We start from the raw sequence: 17,116 nt of genomic DNA, 5'->3' as shown, positions 1-17,116 counted from the left end.
GCGCATATCACTGCGGGTTGGCACGGATGCTGGAAAGCAACGATTTCAGGTTGGCAGCCTTGGGCTTGACCAGCCAGAAACGGCGCAGGTAGTCATCGAGGTTTTCAGCGAGGTTACGACCCCATTCGCTGTTGGTTTCCTCGACATATTCGTCCAGCACATGCTGCAAGTGGTTGCGATAGGATTCCATCGCTTCGCCGCTGATCCGCTGGATCTCCACCAACTCGTGGTTCACCTTGTCGACGAAGGTGTTGTCCTGGTCGAGCACGTAGGCGAAACCGCCGGTCATGCCCGAACCGAAGTTGTAGCCGGTCTTGCCCAGCACCGCGACAAAGCCACCGGTCATGTACTCGCAGCAGTGATCGCCGGTGCCTTCAACCACGGTGTGGGCACCGGAGTTACGCACCGCGAAACGCTCACCCGCCGTACCGGCTGCAAACAGCTTGCCGCCGGTTGCGCCGTACAGGCAGGTGTTGCCGATGATCGCACTGTCTTGAGTCTTGTAGACGCTGCCCGCAGGCGGAACGATCACCAGCTTGCCGCCGGTCATGCCCTTGCCCACGTAGTCGTTGGCGTCGCCTTCGAGGTACATGTTCAGGCCACCGGCGTTCCATACGCCGAAGCTCTGGCCAGCGGTGCCCTTGAAGCGGAAGGTGATCGGCGCCTTGGCCATGCCCTGGTTGCCGTGCTTGCGTGCGATTTCGCCGGAGATGCGTGCGCCGATGGAACGGTCGCAGTTGCAGATATCCAGGGCGAATTCGCCGCCGCTCGCGTCGTTGATCGACGAACTGGCCATCTCGACCATCTTCTCGGCCAGCAGGCCCTTGTCGAACGGCGGGTTGCGGTCAACCTGGCAGAACTGTGGTTTGTCGGCCGGGATGTGATCGCTGCCCAACAGCGGCGTCAGGTCCAGGTGCTGTTGCTTGGCGGTCTGGCCTTCGAGGATGTCCAGCAGGTCGGTACGGCCGATCAGCTCTTCCAGGGAGCGCACGCCCAGCTTGGCCAGCCACTCACGGGTTTCTTCGGCGACGTAGGTGAAGAAGTTCACCACCATGTCGACGGTACCGATGTAGTGGTCCTTGCGCAGCTTCTCGTTCTGAGTGGCCACGCCGGTGGCGCAGTTGTTCAGGTGGCAGATGCGCAGGTATTTGCAGCCCAGGGCGATCATCGGTGCGGTGCCGAAGCCGAAGCTTTCGGCGCCGAGGATCGCAGCCTTGATCACGTCGAGGCCGGTTTTCAGGCCACCGTCGGTCTGCACCCGGACCTTGCCGCGCAGGTCGTTGCCGCGCAGGGTCTGGTGAGTTTCCGCCAGGCCCAGTTCCCACGGCGCGCCAGCGTACTTGATGGAGGTCAGCGGCGAAGCGCCGGTGCCGCCGTCGTAGCCCGAGATGGTGATCAGGTCGGCATAGGCCTTGGCCACACCGGCGGCGATGGTGCCCACGCCGGCTTCCGCGACCAGTTTCACCGAGACCAGCGCCTGCGGGTTGACTTGTTTCAGGTCGAAAATCAGCTGCGACAAATCCTCGATGGAGTAGATGTCGTGGTGCGGCGGCGGCGAAATCAGGGTCACGCCCGGCACTGCGTAACGCAGTTTGGCGATCAGGCCGTTGACCTTGCCGCCTGGCAGTTGTCCGCCTTCACCCGGCTTGGCGCCCTGGGCCACCTTGATCTGCAGCACTTCGGCGTTGACCAGGTATTCCGGGGTCACGCCGAAACGGCCCGTGGCAACCTGCTTGATTTTCGAGCTCTTGATGGTGCCGTAACGCGCCGGGTCTTCACCGCCTTCGCCGGAGTTGGAACGCGCACCCAGGCGGTTCATGGCTTCGGCCAGGGCTTCGTGAGCCTCAGGCGACAACGCGCCCAGGGAAATACCGGCGGAGTCGAAACGCTTGAGGATCGACTCCAGTGGTTCGATCTCGCTGATGGCCAGCGGCGTGTCCAGGGTTTTCACCTTGAACAGGTCGCGGATCATCGACACCGGGCGGTTATCCACCAGCGCGGTGTATTCCTTGAACTTGGCGTAGTCGCCCTGCTGTACGGCAGCTTGCAGGGTGTTGACCACGTCCGGGTTGTAGGCGTGGTATTCGCCACCGTGCACGAACTTCAGCAGGCCGCCTTGCTGGATCGGCTTGCGCGCGCTCCAGGCTTCGGCTGCCAGGGCTTTCTGTTCGGCTTCGATGTCGACGAAACGTGCGCCCTTGATGCGGCTCGGCACACCACGGAAGCTCATCTCGCAGACTTCTTCCGACAGGCCGATGGCTTCGAACAATTGAGCGCCGCGGTAGGACGTGACGGTGGAGATGCCCATCTTCGACAGGATCTTCAGCAGGCCCTTGGTGATGCCTTTACGGTAGTTCTTGAACACCTCGTAGAGGTCGCCCAGGACTTCACCGGTGCGGATCAGGTCGCCGAGTACTTCGTACGCCAGGAACGGGTACACCGCGGAGGCGCCGAAGCCGATCAACACCGCAAAGTGATGCGGGTCGCGGGCGGTGGCGGTTTCAACCAGGATGTTGGAGTCGCAACGCAGGCCTTTTTCGGTCAGGCGGTGGTGCACCGCGCCGGTAGCCAGGGATGCGTGGATCGGCAGCTTGCCCGGGGCAATGTGGCGGTCAGTCAGGACGATCTGGGTACGACCGGCGCGTACGGCTTCTTCAGCCTGATCGGCAACGTTGCGCACAGCGGCTTCCAGGCCGAGGCTCTCGTCGTAGTTCAGGTCGATGATCTGCCGGTCGAAGCCTGGACGATCCAGGGTCATCAACGAACGCCACTTGGCCGGGGAAATGACCGGCGAGCTGAGGATCACGCGGGAAGCGTGCTCAGGCGATTCCTGGAAGATGTTGCGCTCGGCACCGAGGCACACTTCCAGCGACATCACGATGGCTTCACGCAGCGGGTCGATCGGCGGGTTGGTCACCTGGGCGAACTGCTGGCGGAAATAGTCGTACGGCGTACGCACGCGCTGGGACAGCACGGCCATTGGCGTGTCATCGCCCATGGAGCCGACGGCCTCGTAGCCTTGCTCGCCCAATGGACGCAGCACCTGGTCACGTTCTTCGAAAGTGACCTGGTACATCTTCATGTACTGCTTGAGCTGGTCGACGTCGTAGAAAGCCGAACCGTGGTCGTTGTCTTCCATGGTCGCCTGGATGCGCAGGGCGTTCTTGCGCAGCCATTGCTTGTACGGGTGACGGGACTTCAGGCGATTGTCGATCGCATCGGTGTCGAGGATCTGACCGGTTTCGGTGTCCACGGCGAGGATCTGGCCCGGGCCGACGCGGCCCTTGGCGATCACGTCTTCCGGCTGGTAGTTCCACACGCCGATTTCCGACGCCAGGGTGATGAAGCCGTTGGTGGTGGTCACCCAACGCGCCGGGCGCAGGCCGTTACGGTCGAGCAGGCACACGGCGTAGCGACCGTCGGTCATTACCACGCCGGCCGGGCCGTCCCACGGTTCCATGTGCATCGAGTTGTACTCATAGAACGCCCGCAGGTCGGGGTCCATGGTCTCGACGTTCTGCCACGCAGGCGGAATGATCATGCGCACGCCACGGAACAGGTCGATGCCGCCGGTGACCATCAGCTCGAGCATGTTGTCCATGCTGGAGGAGTCGGAACCCACGCGGTTGACCAGCGGGCCGAGCTCTTCCAGGTCCATCAGGTCGTTGGCGAACTTGGTGCGACGGGCCACAGCCCAGTTGCGGTTGCCGGTGATGGTGTTGATCTCGCCATTGTGGGCGAGGAAGCGGAATGGCTGGGCCAGCGGCCATTTCGGCAGGGTGTTGGTGGAGAAGCGCTGGTGGAACACGCAGATTGCGGTTTGCAGGCGCTCATCGCTCAGGTCTGGATAGAAGGCGGTCAAATCCGCCGGCATCATCAGGCCTTTATAAATGATGGTCTTGTGGGAAAAGCTGCAGATGTAGTGGTCGGTGTCGGCAGCGTTGGCCACGGACGAGCGACGACGGGACGTGAACAGCTTGATCGCCATGTCCTGGTCGCTCAGGCCGTCGCCGGCGATGAACACTTGTTCGATCTGCGGCAGGCGCTCCAGGGCCAGGCGGCCGAGTACACTGGTGTCGATTGGCACTTTGCGCCAGCCGACGAGCTGCAGGCCGGCGGCCAGGATCTCGCGGTTCATGTTCTCGCGAGCGGCTTCGGCTTTTACCGGGTCCTGGTTGAAGAACACCATGCCCACGGCGTACTGCTTGGGCAAATCGGTGCCGAAATGCTCCTTGGCGACAGCGCGCAGGAACTGGTCGGGCTTTTGAATCAGCAAGCCGCAACCGTCACCGGTCTTGCCGTCGGCGTTGATCCCACCGCGGTGGGTCATGCAGGTCAGGGCCTCGATGGCCGTTTGCAAAAGGGTATGACTGGGCTCGCCCTGCATATGGGCTATCAGGCCGAAACCGCAGTTATCCTTGAATTCATCGGGTTGGTACAGACCTGCTTTCATAGACACTTTCTCACCAGGCTGCCTCTTATTTCGAGGCAAATTTCTTTTCAATTCAACCGGTTACCTTCCACGCCGAACGTACGCCGGCTTAGCGGGGGCAAAAGGGAGGTCATTGTACACACCGACACAGACGCTCACAAATTTAGCGACGAAATGTCGCAAATCTATGTCGCATTTATGAAAGGTTTAAAGCGATATGCTGTGCTAGTCAAAACTTTTTTAATTCTGACCGCTACGACTCAAAAGCTACTGTGACGCAGACACCACAAAGCGCGCGGCCTTCAGGGCTGCACGCTGTGTTGTTTTTTTTGAGGTGCCGAGAGGGCGGCCTGGGTAAGGCCGCCGGATCTTCAGCGAGTTGTTGCCAGTTCTTGTTGAACGCTGGCGACAGTGCGAGGCCAAGGTTTACCAGCCTGAACCTTCGCTGGCAAGGCCTTGATAGCGGATTCCGCTGCGGTACGGCTGGAGAAGTTGCCGTAAGTGATCACGTAGAGAGGCTTGCCGTTGAGTACTTTCTTGAAATAACGGTACTCGCCGCCCTGCTCTTTCACGAACGCCTGGGCGTTGGCTTCGGAGCTGGTGCCGAGGATCTGCACCACGAAGTTACCGGTAGGCTGGCTGCTGTACCAGCTGCTGCCGGTGGCGCCGGCCTTGGCCACGGTCACAGGTTTTTCAGCAGGCTTGGCGGCTGGAGCCGGTTTGGCCACCGGCGCCGGGGCTACAGGCTTGGCAACCGGCGCCGGCTTGGCGGTGGCAACCTGGGCCGGTGCAGGCGCAGGCTTGGCAGCCGGCTGACCCGCTGGCACGCCAGCCGGTGGTGCAGTGGTGGTGACGGTCGGTGGCGTGGCGCTGGAGCCTTCAACCGGCACGCCGTCATCCCCTTCGCTGATACCGCCCGCAGCCTCGGCCAGCGGGCCACGCATCACAGGCTGGCCAACCATTGGCAGGTTGGTGGGTTGGCCGGAGTTGGCAAATTCAACGTTCGGTGTTGGCTTGCCCAGTGGCAACTGCGCCTGTTCGGTTGGCGCGCCAGCGGTGGTCGGGGCCTTGTTGCGACCTGGAATCAACCAGGCGGCGGCGACAGCGACCACGACAACGGCAGAAATTGCCAATACGTGCTTCTTCGGCATAGTAAACCCCATCTTTGGACGCTTAACCGCTGAGCGGCTGGCAATCATGGCTTCGATCATTGCATCCCGGGCAACCTGGTTGATGGTGCCAGGCCAGCCGTCGGAGCTTTCGTGAATATCAGAGATCTGCGAAGCAGAGAAAAGTTCGATGCCCTTCCCTGCGCCTTCCAGCCGTTGGGCCAGGTATTCGCGGGTTTCTTCCTCTTCGTAAGGCTGCAGTTCGATGACGTGGAACAGCTCCTGCTCGCCGCTGATCTGCTCCAGCTCGGCAATCAGCGAAGACTCGCCAAACAGGAACACATGGGGGCGACCTTCAGGCGTACCGGCCGCCAGGGCCAGCAAGGCCTCCAGGGCGGATTCGTCGAGCTGCTCGGCGTCGTCCACCAGCAGGTAGACTTCCTGGCCCGTCAGGCCCAGTTGCACCACTTGCTTGAGGATTGCGTTCGGCTCGGCAGTGGACACGTCCAGGGCCTGGGCTACCTGACGCAACACACCTGCCGCATCACCGGCGCCACGGGCGGAAACCACCACGCTCTGCACCGATTGCTTGTTGGTGCTGGCAACCAGCGCCTGGCGCAGCAAGGTCTTGCCGCTGCCCAACGGGCCGGTGACCACCAGCAACAGCTGGCTGTAGCGCGCCAGGTGGTGCAATTGCCCCAGCACCGGCTTGCGTTGTGCAGGGAAAAATTTGAAACCAGGCACCCGCGGAGCAAAAGGGTCGTGGCTTAACTGGTAATGGCCGAGGAACGCCTCGTCGGCATGCAAACTAGTCATCGGGATCTTATTAACCTTTAAGCTGGGCCAGGGCGCGGTAATCCGCTCCCAGCGTGGCCTGTAAAATCTCTTTCGGATAATCGTCGGTCACTACCGCTTCGCCCATTCGGCGCAACAGCACCAGTCGCAGTCGACCGTCGATCACTTTCTTGTCTATTGCCATGTGTTCGAGAAAATCTGCCTCGGTCATCTCCTCGGGAGGAATGACCGGCAACCCGGCGCGCTGGAACAGGCGGATCCCGCGATCACGCTCCTGGGCGCTGATCCAGCCCAGGCGCTGCGACATCTCAAGTGCCATTACCGTGCCAGCCGCTACAGCCTCTCCATGCAACCACACACCATAGCCCATGTGGGTCTCGATCGCATGGCCGAAGGTGTGGCCGAGGTTCAAGGTAGCGCGTACGCCGGACTCACGCTCGTCAGCATTCACCACCAGTGCCTTGGCGGCGCAGGAGCGGGAAATCGCTTCGGTCAGTGCCACCTGGTCCAGGGCGCGCAGGGCGTCGACATGCTCTTCAAGCCAGGTCAGGAACGGCTCGTCGCAGATCAGCCCGTACTTGATGACTTCCGCCAGGCCTGCGGACAACTCGCGAGGCGGCAGGGTATTGAGGGTCGCGGTGTCGATCAGCACCACATTCGGCTGATAGAACGCGCCGACCATGTTCTTGCCCAGCGGGTGGTTGATGCCGGTCTTGCCACCCACCGACGAATCGACCTGGGACAGCAAGGTGGTCGGCACCTGGATAAAATCCACGCCGCGCTGATAGCAGGCGGCCGCAAAGCCGGCCATGTCGCCGATCACCCCACCGCCCAGCGCCACCACGGTGGTGCGCCGGTCATGACGGGCCGTCAGCAGGCCATCGAAGATCAGTTGCAGGGTTTCCCAGGTCTTGAAGGCCTCGCCGTCAGGCAACACCACCGAGATCACCGAGTACGCCGCCAGGCTGCGGCTCAGACGCTCAAGATACAGCGGCGCGACCGTTTCGTTGGAGATGATCGCCACTTGCCGCCCGGCAATATGCGGTGCGAGCAACTCGGGCAGGTCCAACAAACCTTCGCCAATGTGGATCGGGTAGCTGCGCTCGCCAAGATCGACCTTAAGTGTCTGCATGTGTCCCCGCGTTGAAGATGAAAGCAGGCGTATTGCCCTACATTAACGTTGTCGGCAACGTCGGGATCTGACGCCGCCTGATGGCTCTACGCCACAACTCGGACGGTCATGACGCGCCGCCGAGAATAGCGCATTTCGGCTCTGGCTTTAACGGGGTGGCAACTGCGCCAGGCGCTCAAGAATGTCGAGAACGACCATTCGTGGCGGCCGCTCATCGGTTTCCACCACCAGATCGGCGATTTCCCGATAAAGCGGGTCGCGCAGCGTCAGCAGGTCCCGCAGGGTTTTCGCCGGGTCGGCGGTGCGCAACAACGGGCGATTGCGATCGCGAGCGGTGCGGCCCACCTGCTGCTCGACAGAGGCATGCAGGTAAACCACGCGACCGCCGGCGTGCAGCGCCCGGCGATTCTCATCGCGCATCACCGCGCCGCCGCCGGTGGCCAATACCACGCCATCGCAGCCGCACAGCTCGGCAATCATCGCCTGCTCGCGGTCGCGAAAGCCCAGTTCGCCTTCCTTATCGAAGATCCACGGGATATTGGCGCCCGTGCGCAATTCAATTTCCTTGTCGGAATCTTTGAATGGCAGGCGCAGCTCTTTGGCCAGCAAACGGCCGATGGTGCTTTTTCCAGCCCCCATCGGTCCAACAAGAATCAAATTTCGCACAGAATCAACGACTCACAGCAATCGCCTGGTTATTCATAATACGCGGAGTCAGGAATACCAGCAGCTCGGATTTTTTCTCCGAAACCACATCCCGCCGGAAAAGGCGGCCAAGATACGGCACATCGCCCAAAAATGGCACTTTATCTACCACTTTGCTTTGAGTATTGGAGAAAACCCCGCCAATCACGATGGTCTCCCCATCCTTGACCAACACCTTGGCGTTGACCTCGTTTTTCTTGATCGGCGGCACGTCGTTGAGTTTGTTCAGGTAGTCGGGCTCATCCTTGGTGACCTTGACCTCCATGATCACCCAGCCATCCGGGGTGATTTGCGGGGTCACTTCCAGCGACAGCGAGGCCTCCTTGAATGACACCGAGGTGGCCCCGGTAGAACTGGACTCCTGATAGGGAATCTCGGTGCCCTTTAGGATTCGCGCGGTTTCCTTGTCGGAGGTGACCACCTTGGGCTGCGAGACAATTTCCCCGTTGCCGGTTTTTTCCATGGCAGTCAGTTCCAGGTCCAGCAGCAGGTTGTCGGTGATGAAGGCGACACCCAGGCCGGCGCTGCCGTTGACCGTACCCAGATCGACAAACGGTGAGCTGGGCGGACTTTCGGGCGGCTCGGCTCCGTCCGCCAGCGGGGTTCTGATCCCGCCAGCGCCCCAGTTCCCCCGGTTGGCCTGTCCGCCCCAGCGCACGCCGAGACTTTTGTCGTAATCCACATTGGCCTCGACAATCCGCGCCTCGATCATCACCTGCCGCACCGGTATATCCAGCTGCGCGACGATCCGGCGCAGCTCCTCCAGGCGCTCCTGGGTCTGGTAGGCGATGATGTTGTTGGTGCGGTCATCCACCGCCACCGAGCCGCGCTCATCGGTTGCACCTTCCAGGCCCACGGCCGACTGGAACAGCTTGGCCAGGTCCGCCGCCCTGGCATAGTTGACCTGCAACAACTCGCGGCGCAGCGGCGCCAACTCAGTCATTTGCTTGCGCGACTCCAGCACCAGCAACTCCCGAGCGGCCAACTCCTCCGCCGGCGCGACCAGCAGCACGTTGGCCGTCACACGCTTATCCAACCCCTTGGTTTGCAGCACCAGGTCCAGGGCCTGGTCCCATGGCACGTCCTTGAGCCGCAAGGTGATCGAACCCTGCACCTCATCGCTGGCCACCAGATTGAGGCCGGCAACATCGGCAATCTGCTGCAGCACCGCACGCAGTTCTATGTTCTGGAAATTGAGGGACAGCTTGTCGCCAGTAAATGCAACCCGTGCGGTGCTCAGGGGCACGTTGCCAGGTGGCGGCAGGTGAATCAGGTCGATTCGATTGGGCACAGCCAGGACCATCGGTGCCGTGAACGCTATCCATAGCGCCACACCGAAGGACGAAAAAGTCCTTTTCATTGTTTGTTTCCGTTATGAGTTTACGTTCAGGGCAAGGGTTTGCGAGCGTTCCAGCCAAGCGCCCTGGCCATCCGGGAAAAGCTCGGCCAGCTCGACATGGGAGTCATGAATCGCAGTGATGCGCCCGTGGTCCGGGCCCAGGTAATCGCCGATTGCCAGGCGATGGATAGACGCGGCTCCACGCAGCAGCGCGAAGGTTTGCGTCCCCAGGGACAAGGTGCCGACCATCTCGAACTGCTCCACGGCGAGGCTTTCGAGCACGCCTCGGGGCCTGGCGAGATCGGGGCCCGTCGCCGGTCGCCCAACGGGCCGCACACGCTGGCGAGAGGGCGACTGGAAAGGATCACGCAAGGACGCAAAATCGTAGGCAATTGGCGGCGGCGGACGGGATTCGGCCAAAGCCTGCGATGACTCGCGCAAGTCATCACCCGCCTGCTGGTGGTAGCGATAAGTCTTGGCCACCAGGCTGAGGCGCAACAACGAGGGATTTGCGTGGCTGAACGCCAAGTCATGCACCGTAACAATCCGAGGCAAACCGGCCACGCCGTTGATGAACGCCGCCAGATCAGGAAAAGCCCCGGTGACGCCAATCTGCATGGGCAGCTCGATGTAGAGGGGCCGAGGCTGCTCACCCAGAAGTTCGATGCTCTCCAGTACCAGGCCATTGGCGGCACCCAGGCGGCTGATATCTTCAAGCAGGCCGGGCACTTCGGTATCGGCTGGCAACTGCCGCAACAGGTTGGCGAAACGGCCTTGCATCGTTTCCAGTGCGCGGGCCTGAGATTCCAGACCCGCTGCCTGGCTGGTCTTCAGCGCTACCTGCTGCTCAAGTACCCCTTCCTGCACCTCTAGCTGGTGCAATTGCGCCCGTGACCCGCTCAAGTAGAAGGTGCTGCCCGCTATCCACAGCAGGCAAACAACCGCGCCACCCAGCAACGCCTTGGCAGGCAGGGGCCAGTTGGCGGCGTTTCGGTAGAGCTGGGCAATTTCAAGTTCCGTCAGCCTTGGCAGGCCTGACGCCCCTCTCATTGGCGCACCTCATCCGAATGACCATGGCGCACCGTCAGTTGAAAGCCGTTGTCATCGCCGCCCTGCGCACCCCGAACCCGTTGAAGCCTTGGCGCCTGCAAGTCATCCGCGGCCTCAAGGCCACGCATCAACTGAGCAATGTCCTGGTTCGACTCGGCAGTGCCGCTGATCGAAACAGAACCACCGTCCACGCTCACCTCTCGCAACTGCACGCCGTCCGGCACGGCACGGGCCAACTGGTCCAGCAACTGGGCACCCTTCGAACGGTCGTCCTGCAAACCCTGCACGACCTTCATCCGCTCCATCAACTGCTGGCGCTGTTCATGCAACTCGTCGATGGCCTTGATCCGGGAGTCGAGCCCGGTGACACCCTGGCTCAACTGGCTGTTGCGAGCCATTTGCCGGTCAATCGCGCGATCGATCACCTGGTCTGCCAGCCATACCGCAGCCAGGGCCACAGCCGCAGCCCCCAGCAAGAACACCAGGAAGTATTTGCGCCGCCGCTCATTCCGTTCTGCGCGCCACGGCAGCAGGTTGATTCGTGTCATCAGTCGAAACTCCTCAGGGCCAACCCACAGGCCACTCCCATTCCCTGGGCATCCACGGCCCATCGCGCGCCATCGACACGACGGCCCGGCGTGATGCTGCCCGAAGCCTGCCTGCCCGCGCGAGCCAATGCAAATGCTTCGACATCCACTATCCGCGTCGCCAGCCCGGCCAGGGCCAAAACCGCCTCACGGGCCTCCACCTGCTCCTTGAGGCAGGCAACCAGCAGCACCTCGATTCGCTGTGGATCATGGGCCGACGGGCCCTGCACCTGAAAGTCGATGGCCACATCTTCCAACGGATAAGGAATGTACTGGTCTGCTTCCACGTGGATTCGACGCGTCATTTCAGCCTCGGTGAGCCCCACCTCCATCTCGATCACCCGGGTAATCACCGAAGGCCCGGCCACGGCCACGGCGGCCTGCCTGAGTGATGTATGGGCCTGTGCCAGCGCCCGGGAAAGGGCCTGCGCGACGGCATCAAAATCGACCACGCTGCTGTCGACCACCGCATGGGCCGGCAACTGCTGCATGCCATAGGCCCGGACGCTGTAGCCGCCGCCTGAAACCTCCAGCTCCACCAACTTGACACCGGCGTCATTGATATCAACACCGAGGACGGCATCGGCTTTTCGCCTGAAAAATCCCTTTCGCATAAAACTCCCCAAAACTTTCCCTGTCTTACGGACTGATTGTTGCCAGGCTTCATGCATTCGGTCGGCTTGTACGAGCGGCGCGAATGACGCCCGAAGCCGAAAAATGCTTTAATGCCCAGCGTTTTTTCCCGCGTTTATCTGCTGGCCGGGTCGATCCACCGCTTGCCGTGCATGCCCCGACGCCTAACCCATTCTTTTCCTTGGAAATCCAAAAGCCTTGATTCGTCTGCTGAAGTTTTTCGGGTACTCCATTGTCGCGATCGTCTGCGGGCTGATGCTCGTGCTCAGCGGGGCCTATCTCTACCTTAGTCCGGGTTTGCCCTCCGTAGAGGCCCTGAGAAGTATCCAGTTGCAGATTCCTTTGCGGGTCTACAGCAGCGATGAAAAACTGATCGCGGAGTTCGGCGAAATGCGCCGCACCCCGATCCGTTTCGCCGACATTCCACCCAATTTCATCAACGCCCTGCTGTCGGCTGAAGACGATAACTTCGCCAATCACTATGGCGTCGACCCAAGCAGCCTGGTGCGGGCCGCCACGCAGTTGGTAAAAAGCGGACACATTCAGTCCGGTGGCAGCACCATCACCATGCAGGTGGCGAAGAACTTCTTCCTGACCAGCGAACGCAGCTTTTCCCGCAAGGCCACGGAAATCCTCCTGGCGTTGCAGATCGAACGTCAGCTGACCAAGGACGAGATCCTTGAGCTGTACGTCAACAAGATCTACCTCGGCAACCGTGCCTACGGCATCGAGGCGGCTTCCCAGGTTTACTACGGCAAGTCGATTCGTGACGCCAGCCTGGCGCAGATGGCGATGATTGCCGGCCTGCCAAAGGCGCCTTCACGCTTCAACCCGCTGGCCAACCCGGCGCGCAGTAAAGAGCGTCGCGACTGGATCCTGGGCCGCATGTACAAACTGGGCAAGATCGACCAGGCCGCGTACGAAAGTGCCGTGGCCGAGCCGTTGAACGCCAGCTACCACGTACCAACGCCGGAAGTGAATGCTCCGTATATCGCCGAAATGGCCCGTGCCGAGATGGTCGGCCGTTACGGCAGCGAGGCGTACACCGAAGGTTTCCGCGTGACCACGACGATTCCGAGCAACCTGCAGGAAATCGCCAACAAGTCGGTGCACGATGGCCTGGTCGCCTACGATCAGCGCCACGGCTACCGCGGCCCCGAATCGCGCCTGCCGGGCAAGACCCTGAGCGCCTGGACCGTCGAGCTGGGCAAACAGCGCCCGATCAGCGGCCTTGAGCCCGCCATCGTCACCCAGGTGAAGAAAGATGGCGTGCAGGTACTGACCCGCACCGGCGAAGAGCATGTGTCGTGGGACAGCATGAAATGGGCTCGCCCGTTCCTGAACACCAACAGCATGGGCGCGATGCCCAAGCAGCCGTCGGACGTGGCGCAGGTTGGTGACCTGATCCGCGTGCAGCGCCAGAAAGACGACAGCCTGAAATTCAGCCAGGTGCCGGTGGCACAGGGCGCACTGGTATCGCTTGACCCGCAGAACGGTGCAATCCGTGCCCTGGTCGGCGGCTTTGCCTTCGAGCAGAGCAACTACAACCGCGCCACCCAAGCCAAGCGCCAGCCGGGTTCGAGCTTCAAGCCGTTCATCTACAGCGCCGCCCTGGACAGCGGCTACACCGCCGCCAGCCTGGTCAACGATGCACCGATCGTGTTTGTCGACGAGTACCTGGACAAGGTCTGGCGCCCGAAGAACGACACCAACACCTTCCTTGGCCCGATCCGCATCCGCGAGGCGCTGTACAAGTCGCGTAACCTGGTGTCGATCCGCCTGCTGCAAGCGATGGGTGTAGGCAAGACCATCGACTACATCACCCGCTTCGGCTTCAACAAGTCGGACCTGCCGCCCAACCTGTCCCTGGCACTGGGTACGGCCACGCTGACGCCGATGGAAATCGCCACCGGCTGGAGCACCTTTGCCAACGGCGGCTACAAGATCACGCCGTACCTGATCGACAAGATCGAAAGCCGTAGCGGCGAAACCCTGTTCACCGCCAACCCGCCGCGGGTTCCGGGCGACGTGGTCAATGGCGTCGCAGCCACTGACGGCCAGGCAGCACCGACCAACGGCGGTATCACCATCGAGCCGACGCCAGGCGAAGCCCCGGCAGCCGGTGCACCCGCCGCGCCACAAGCGCCGGCCGTGGCTGAGCGTGTGGTGGATGGCCGTACCACATACATCCTCAACAGCATCCTGGAAGACGTGATCAAGAAGGGTACTGGCCGTCGCGCACTGGCCCTGGGCCGCGCTGACATCGCCGGTAAAACCGGTACCACCAACGACTCCAAGGATGCATGGTTCTCGGGCTACAACGCCGATTACGTGACCACCGTATGGACCGGTTACGACCAGCCGGAAAGCCTCGGGCGCCGCGAGTTCGGCGGTACTGTCGCACTGCCGATCTGGATGAGCTACATGGGTGCCGCGCTCAAGGATATGCCGCTGCATACCCAGCCTGAGCCGGAAGGCATTCTCAGCCTGCGGATCGACCCGGTCAGCGGTCGTGCGGCAGCACCGAGCACGCCAAATGCGTACTTCGAGCTGTTCAAGAGCGAAGACACGCCACCGTCGGTCAACGAACTGGGCAACGGTGTTGCACCGGGCAGCCCGCTGCCGGCGGATGAGGCGGCGCCGATCGACTTGTTCTGACGTAATCGCCAGCCACAAAAAAAGCCCCGACTCGCAAGAGCCGGGGCTTTTTGTTGGTGCGCTACAACGGCTTAGCCGTTGAACACATCATCCACGCTTTGCAGCGGGTAGTGCTTCGGATACGGCAGGGTGGCCACACCGGTCTCGATCGCGGCTTTGGCCACGGCATCGGAGATCAGGGTGATCAGGCGCTTATCCATTGGTTTCGGGATGATGTATTCACGACCGAATTCCAGCTTGATGCCGCCGTAGGCGTCGCACACTTCCTGAGGCACCGGCAGCTTGGCCAGTTCACGCAGGGCATTGGCGGCAGCCACTTTCATCTCTTCGTTGATGCGCTTGGCGCGAACGTCCAGGGCACCACGGAAGATGAACGGGAAGCCCAGTACGTTGTTGACCTGGTTCGGGTAGTCCGAACGGCCGGTGGCCATGATCACGTCGCTACGGGTGGCGTGGGCCAGTTCCGGGGAGATCTCCGGGTCCGGGTTGGAGCACGCGAACACGATCGGGTTGGCCGCCATGGACTTGAGGCCTTCGGCGCTCAGCAGGTTCGGGCCGGACAGGCCAACGAACACGTCTGCACCGTCGAGGGCGTCAGCCAGGGTACGCTTGGAGGACGGATGCGCGAACATCGCCTTGTACTGGTTCAGGTCGGTACGCTCGGACTGAACAACGCCCTTGCTGTCGACCATGTAGATGTTTTCCAGCTTGGCGCCCATGCTCACCAGCAACTTCATGCAGGAGATGGCTGCAGCGCCGGCGCCCAGGCACACGATCTTGGCTTCGCCGAGGGTTTTGCCAGCGATTTCCAGGGCGTTGATCATGCCGGCCGCAGTAACGATTGCGGTGCCGTGCTGGTCATCGTGGAAAACCGGAATGTCGCACTGTTCGATCAGGGCCTTTTCGATCTCGAAGCACTCAGGTGCCTTGATGTCTTCCAGGTTGATGCCACCGAACGTAATGGAGATACGTTTTACGGTGTCGATGAAAGCCTGTGGGCTCTCGGAGTCGACTTCGATGTCGAATACGTCAATGCCGGCGAAGCGCTTGAACAGCACGCCTTTACCTTCCATGACTGGCTTGGAAGCCAATGGGCCGAGGTTACCCAGGCCCAGGATCGCGGTGCCATCAGAGATCACTGCAACCAGGTTGCCTTTGCCGGTGTACTTGTAAGCCAGTTCAGGATCGCGGGCGATTTCACGTACGGGCTCGGCAACGCCAGGGCTGTAGGCCAGCGACAGGTCGCGGGCGGTGGCAGTGGCTTTGGTGAGCTCTACACTCAGCTTTCCTGGACGAGGATGGGCATGATATTCGAGAGCGGCAGTTTTCAAATCAGACATATCGGCATTCCGCTTTTACTGTTGGTCGACGGACCGCCGAGGATACGCGTGTCGCAAAGTCCCCACAAGACTGGGCAGTCACAGGTGTCAAGGGCCCTGCGCTACGACTTTTGGCCAAGAGCCACGGGATACAAGGGCTCAACTGTTCACAATCACACGAAAAAATGTCTACAATTTTTTTCTTACGGCATCCGCTGAAGCATGCCGGGATCGGTCAGTGGCAACAGCCAGCGCGCCTGGCCATTTTTCAGGCCGCCGTGTCGGGAACGGTCCAGCACCCAGCCTCGGGCTTCGATGGACTGGCCCTGCAAACCGTTTAACAGCGCGCTCTCGAACTGGTTCACAAGATTGGGTGCAATGCGTAATACCAGTGAGCCCTGCAACTCAATCCAGATTCCGCCGCGATTGCGCTCGATGTTGCTCACCTGGCCACTGACCACGGCAAAGCCCGAGCGCTGGATCTTCGCCGCATCGACCACCGGTGATTGGCGCCACACCCCTAAACGGGCCTGCCGGGCGCTGCGCTCGGCGGCCTGCTGGCAGGTAACCAGCTCCACATTCGGCGCGACCGCCACCAGGAAACCGAGGCCTTCGGCAAGCAACTGCGCCTCCAGATTCGCCCCGTTGGCGCCGTAGAGATGGGCCAGGGTGCGCCCGTACCGGTCCTTGCTCTCCCGGCCGGGCACCACGCCGACTCGCCCGTTGCTCGCATCCACCAGGCTTTGCAAACGCTCGCGAGCAGCCACGGCGAAAGGCTCGTCAGTGCGGCCCTTCTTGCCGGTTTCCGGGGCATTGACGCCGATCATGCGCACGCTGCGGCCGTCCTTGAGGCGCACGGTGTCGCCATCCACCACCCGTTGCACCTCGAACGTGGCCAAGGTCGAGGGCGCCGGGCAGAACACCTCGGCCTGGGCGGGCGCGAGCCAAATCGCAGACACAAAAAAGGCGCCCACCAGGGACGCCTTTTTCATCAGCGAGGACAAGCCATACAGGCCATCCAAGCGAACCAGCCTTACTCGGCTTTAGGAGCAGCTTTAGCGCCGAAAGCACCGAAGCGGGTCTTGAAGCGATCAACACGGCCGCCAACATCCAGAGTCTTCTGCTTGCCGGTGTAGAACGGGTGGCACTCGTTGCACACGTCGATTGGCAGAGCTTTGCCGAAAGTCGAACGGGTTTCGAACTTGTTACCGCAGCTGCAGGTAACGTCGATGGCAACATAGTTTGGATGGATATCGGCTTTCATGGTGTATTCCTCAGGCTAGCGTGCCGCCAATCAACACTATTGTTGAATACCGCACGTAATTAGGCCGCGGATTCTACCAGACCTTTTTAAACG

General features: G+C 61.5%; 12 protein-coding genes. 1 reads left to right on the top strand and 11 read right to left on the bottom strand.

Features of this window, described 5'->3' with window-relative positions; translation table 11 throughout:
• Positions 1-7: 7 nt before the first annotated feature.
• The 8 genes from gltB to pilM form a co-directional block, all read right to left on the bottom strand.
• A complete protein-coding gene (gene gltB, locus JFV30_RS31120; RefSeq protein ID WP_201125965.1) occupies positions 8-4,453 on the bottom strand; it encodes a glutamate synthase large subunit in 4,446 nt (1,481 codons plus the stop codon).
• 350 nt (positions 4,454-4,803) lie between these two features.
• Positions 4,804-6,357 carry an SPOR domain-containing protein gene (locus JFV30_RS31115; RefSeq protein ID WP_201125964.1) on the bottom strand — a complete coding sequence of 518 codons (1,554 nt, stop codon included), beginning with the start codon at positions 6,355-6,357 and terminating at the stop codon, positions 4,804-4,806.
• 10 nt (positions 6,358-6,367) lie between these two features.
• A complete protein-coding gene (gene aroB, locus JFV30_RS31110) occupies positions 6,368-7,468 on the bottom strand; it encodes a 3-dehydroquinate synthase (protein WP_169386558.1) in 1,101 nt (366 codons plus the stop codon).
• A 147-nt stretch (positions 7,469-7,615) separates the two neighbouring features.
• A complete protein-coding gene (gene aroK, locus JFV30_RS31105) occupies positions 7,616-8,134 on the bottom strand; it encodes a shikimate kinase AroK (RefSeq protein WP_003209345.1) in 519 nt (172 codons plus the stop codon).
• 4 nt (positions 8,135-8,138) lie between these two features.
• A complete protein-coding gene (locus tag JFV30_RS31100) occupies positions 8,139-9,476 on the bottom strand; it encodes a type IV pilus secretin PilQ (RefSeq protein WP_201126264.1) in 1,338 nt (445 codons plus the stop codon).
• A gap of 69 nt (positions 9,477-9,545) precedes the next feature.
• Positions 9,546-10,562, bottom strand: a complete 1,017-nt coding sequence (locus tag JFV30_RS31095) for a pilus assembly protein PilP (protein WP_201125963.1) — start codon at positions 10,560-10,562, stop codon at positions 9,546-9,548.
• Positions 10,559-11,110, bottom strand: coding sequence for a PilN domain-containing protein (locus tag JFV30_RS31090; protein ID WP_201125962.1), 552 nt, complete (start codon positions 11,108-11,110; stop codon positions 10,559-10,561). The genes JFV30_RS31095 and JFV30_RS31090 overlap by 4 nt, the downstream gene beginning before the upstream one ends.
• The gene (gene pilM / locus JFV30_RS31085) at positions 11,110-11,763 is read right to left on the bottom strand and encodes a type IV pilus biogenesis protein PilM (RefSeq protein WP_201125961.1); all 654 of its coding nucleotides are present in this window, start codon (positions 11,761-11,763) and stop codon (positions 11,110-11,112) included. The genes JFV30_RS31090 and pilM overlap by 1 nt, the downstream gene beginning before the upstream one ends.
• Before the next feature lie 220 nt (positions 11,764-11,983).
• On the opposite strand from pilM, the gene JFV30_RS31080 reads away from it, so the two are divergent.
• The gene (locus JFV30_RS31080) at positions 11,984-14,440 is read left to right on the top strand and encodes a penicillin-binding protein 1A (protein ID WP_446739883.1); all 2,457 of its coding nucleotides are present in this window, start codon (positions 11,984-11,986) and stop codon (positions 14,438-14,440) included.
• Between the two features lie 71 nt (positions 14,441-14,511).
• Here the strand turns inward: JFV30_RS31080 and JFV30_RS31075 are convergent, their stop codons facing one another.
• The 3 genes from JFV30_RS31075 to rpmE all read right to left on the bottom strand — a co-directional run bounded on the left by JFV30_RS31075 (position 14,512) and on the right by rpmE (position 17,023).
• Positions 14,512-15,780, bottom strand: coding sequence for a malic enzyme-like NAD(P)-binding protein (locus JFV30_RS31075; RefSeq protein ID WP_010169201.1), 1,269 nt, complete (start codon positions 15,778-15,780; stop codon positions 14,512-14,514).
• A 182-nt stretch (positions 15,781-15,962) separates the two neighbouring features.
• Positions 15,963-16,751: a thermonuclease family protein gene (locus JFV30_RS31070; protein WP_201126263.1), complete on the bottom strand. Its 789-nt coding sequence runs from the start codon at positions 16,749-16,751 to the stop codon at positions 15,963-15,965.
• Between the two features lie 41 nt (positions 16,752-16,792).
• A complete protein-coding gene (gene rpmE, locus JFV30_RS31065; protein WP_003209330.1) occupies positions 16,793-17,023 on the bottom strand; it encodes a 50S ribosomal protein L31 in 231 nt (76 codons plus the stop codon).
• Positions 17,024-17,116: the final 93 nt, after the last annotated feature.

It is taken from the genome of Pseudomonas sp. TH32 (assembly GCF_016650855.1).
In the GTDB taxonomy this organism is placed as follows: Bacteria; Pseudomonadota; Gammaproteobacteria; order Pseudomonadales; family Pseudomonadaceae; genus Aquipseudomonas.
Note: the sequence above shows the minus strand (reverse complement) of the source record. Positions and strands in the feature narration are given on the sequence as shown.

Coding starts and splice junctions, on each gene's coding strand:
- JFV30_RS31075 (WP_010169201.1), bottom strand. CDS start 15,780: ATGTCTGATTTGAAAACTGCCGCTCTCGAATATCATGCCCATCCTCGT.
- pilM (WP_201125961.1), bottom strand. CDS start 11,763: ATGCGAAAGGGATTTTTCAGGCGAAAAGCCGATGCCGTCCTCGGTGTT.
- rpmE (WP_003209330.1), bottom strand. CDS start 17,023: ATGAAAGCCGATATCCATCCAAACTATGTTGCCATCGACGTTACCTGC.
- JFV30_RS31070 (WP_201126263.1), bottom strand. CDS start 16,751: ATGAAAAAGGCGTCCCTGGTGGGCGCCTTTTTTGTGTCTGCGATTTGG.
- aroB (WP_169386558.1), bottom strand. CDS start 7,468: ATGCAGACACTTAAGGTCGATCTTGGCGAGCGCAGCTACCCGATCCAC.
- JFV30_RS31115 (WP_201125964.1), bottom strand. CDS start 6,357: ATGACTAGTTTGCATGCCGACGAGGCGTTCCTCGGCCATTACCAGTTA.
- JFV30_RS31100 (WP_201126264.1), bottom strand. CDS start 9,476: ATGGTCCTGGCTGTGCCCAATCGAATCGACCTGATTCACCTGCCGCCA.
- JFV30_RS31090 (WP_201125962.1), bottom strand. CDS start 11,110: ATGACACGAATCAACCTGCTGCCGTGGCGCGCAGAACGGAATGAGCGG.
- gltB (WP_201125965.1), bottom strand. CDS start 4,453: ATGAAAGCAGGTCTGTACCAACCCGATGAATTCAAGGATAACTGCGGT.
- JFV30_RS31095 (WP_201125963.1), bottom strand. CDS start 10,562: ATGAGAGGGGCGTCAGGCCTGCCAAGGCTGACGGAACTTGAAATTGCC.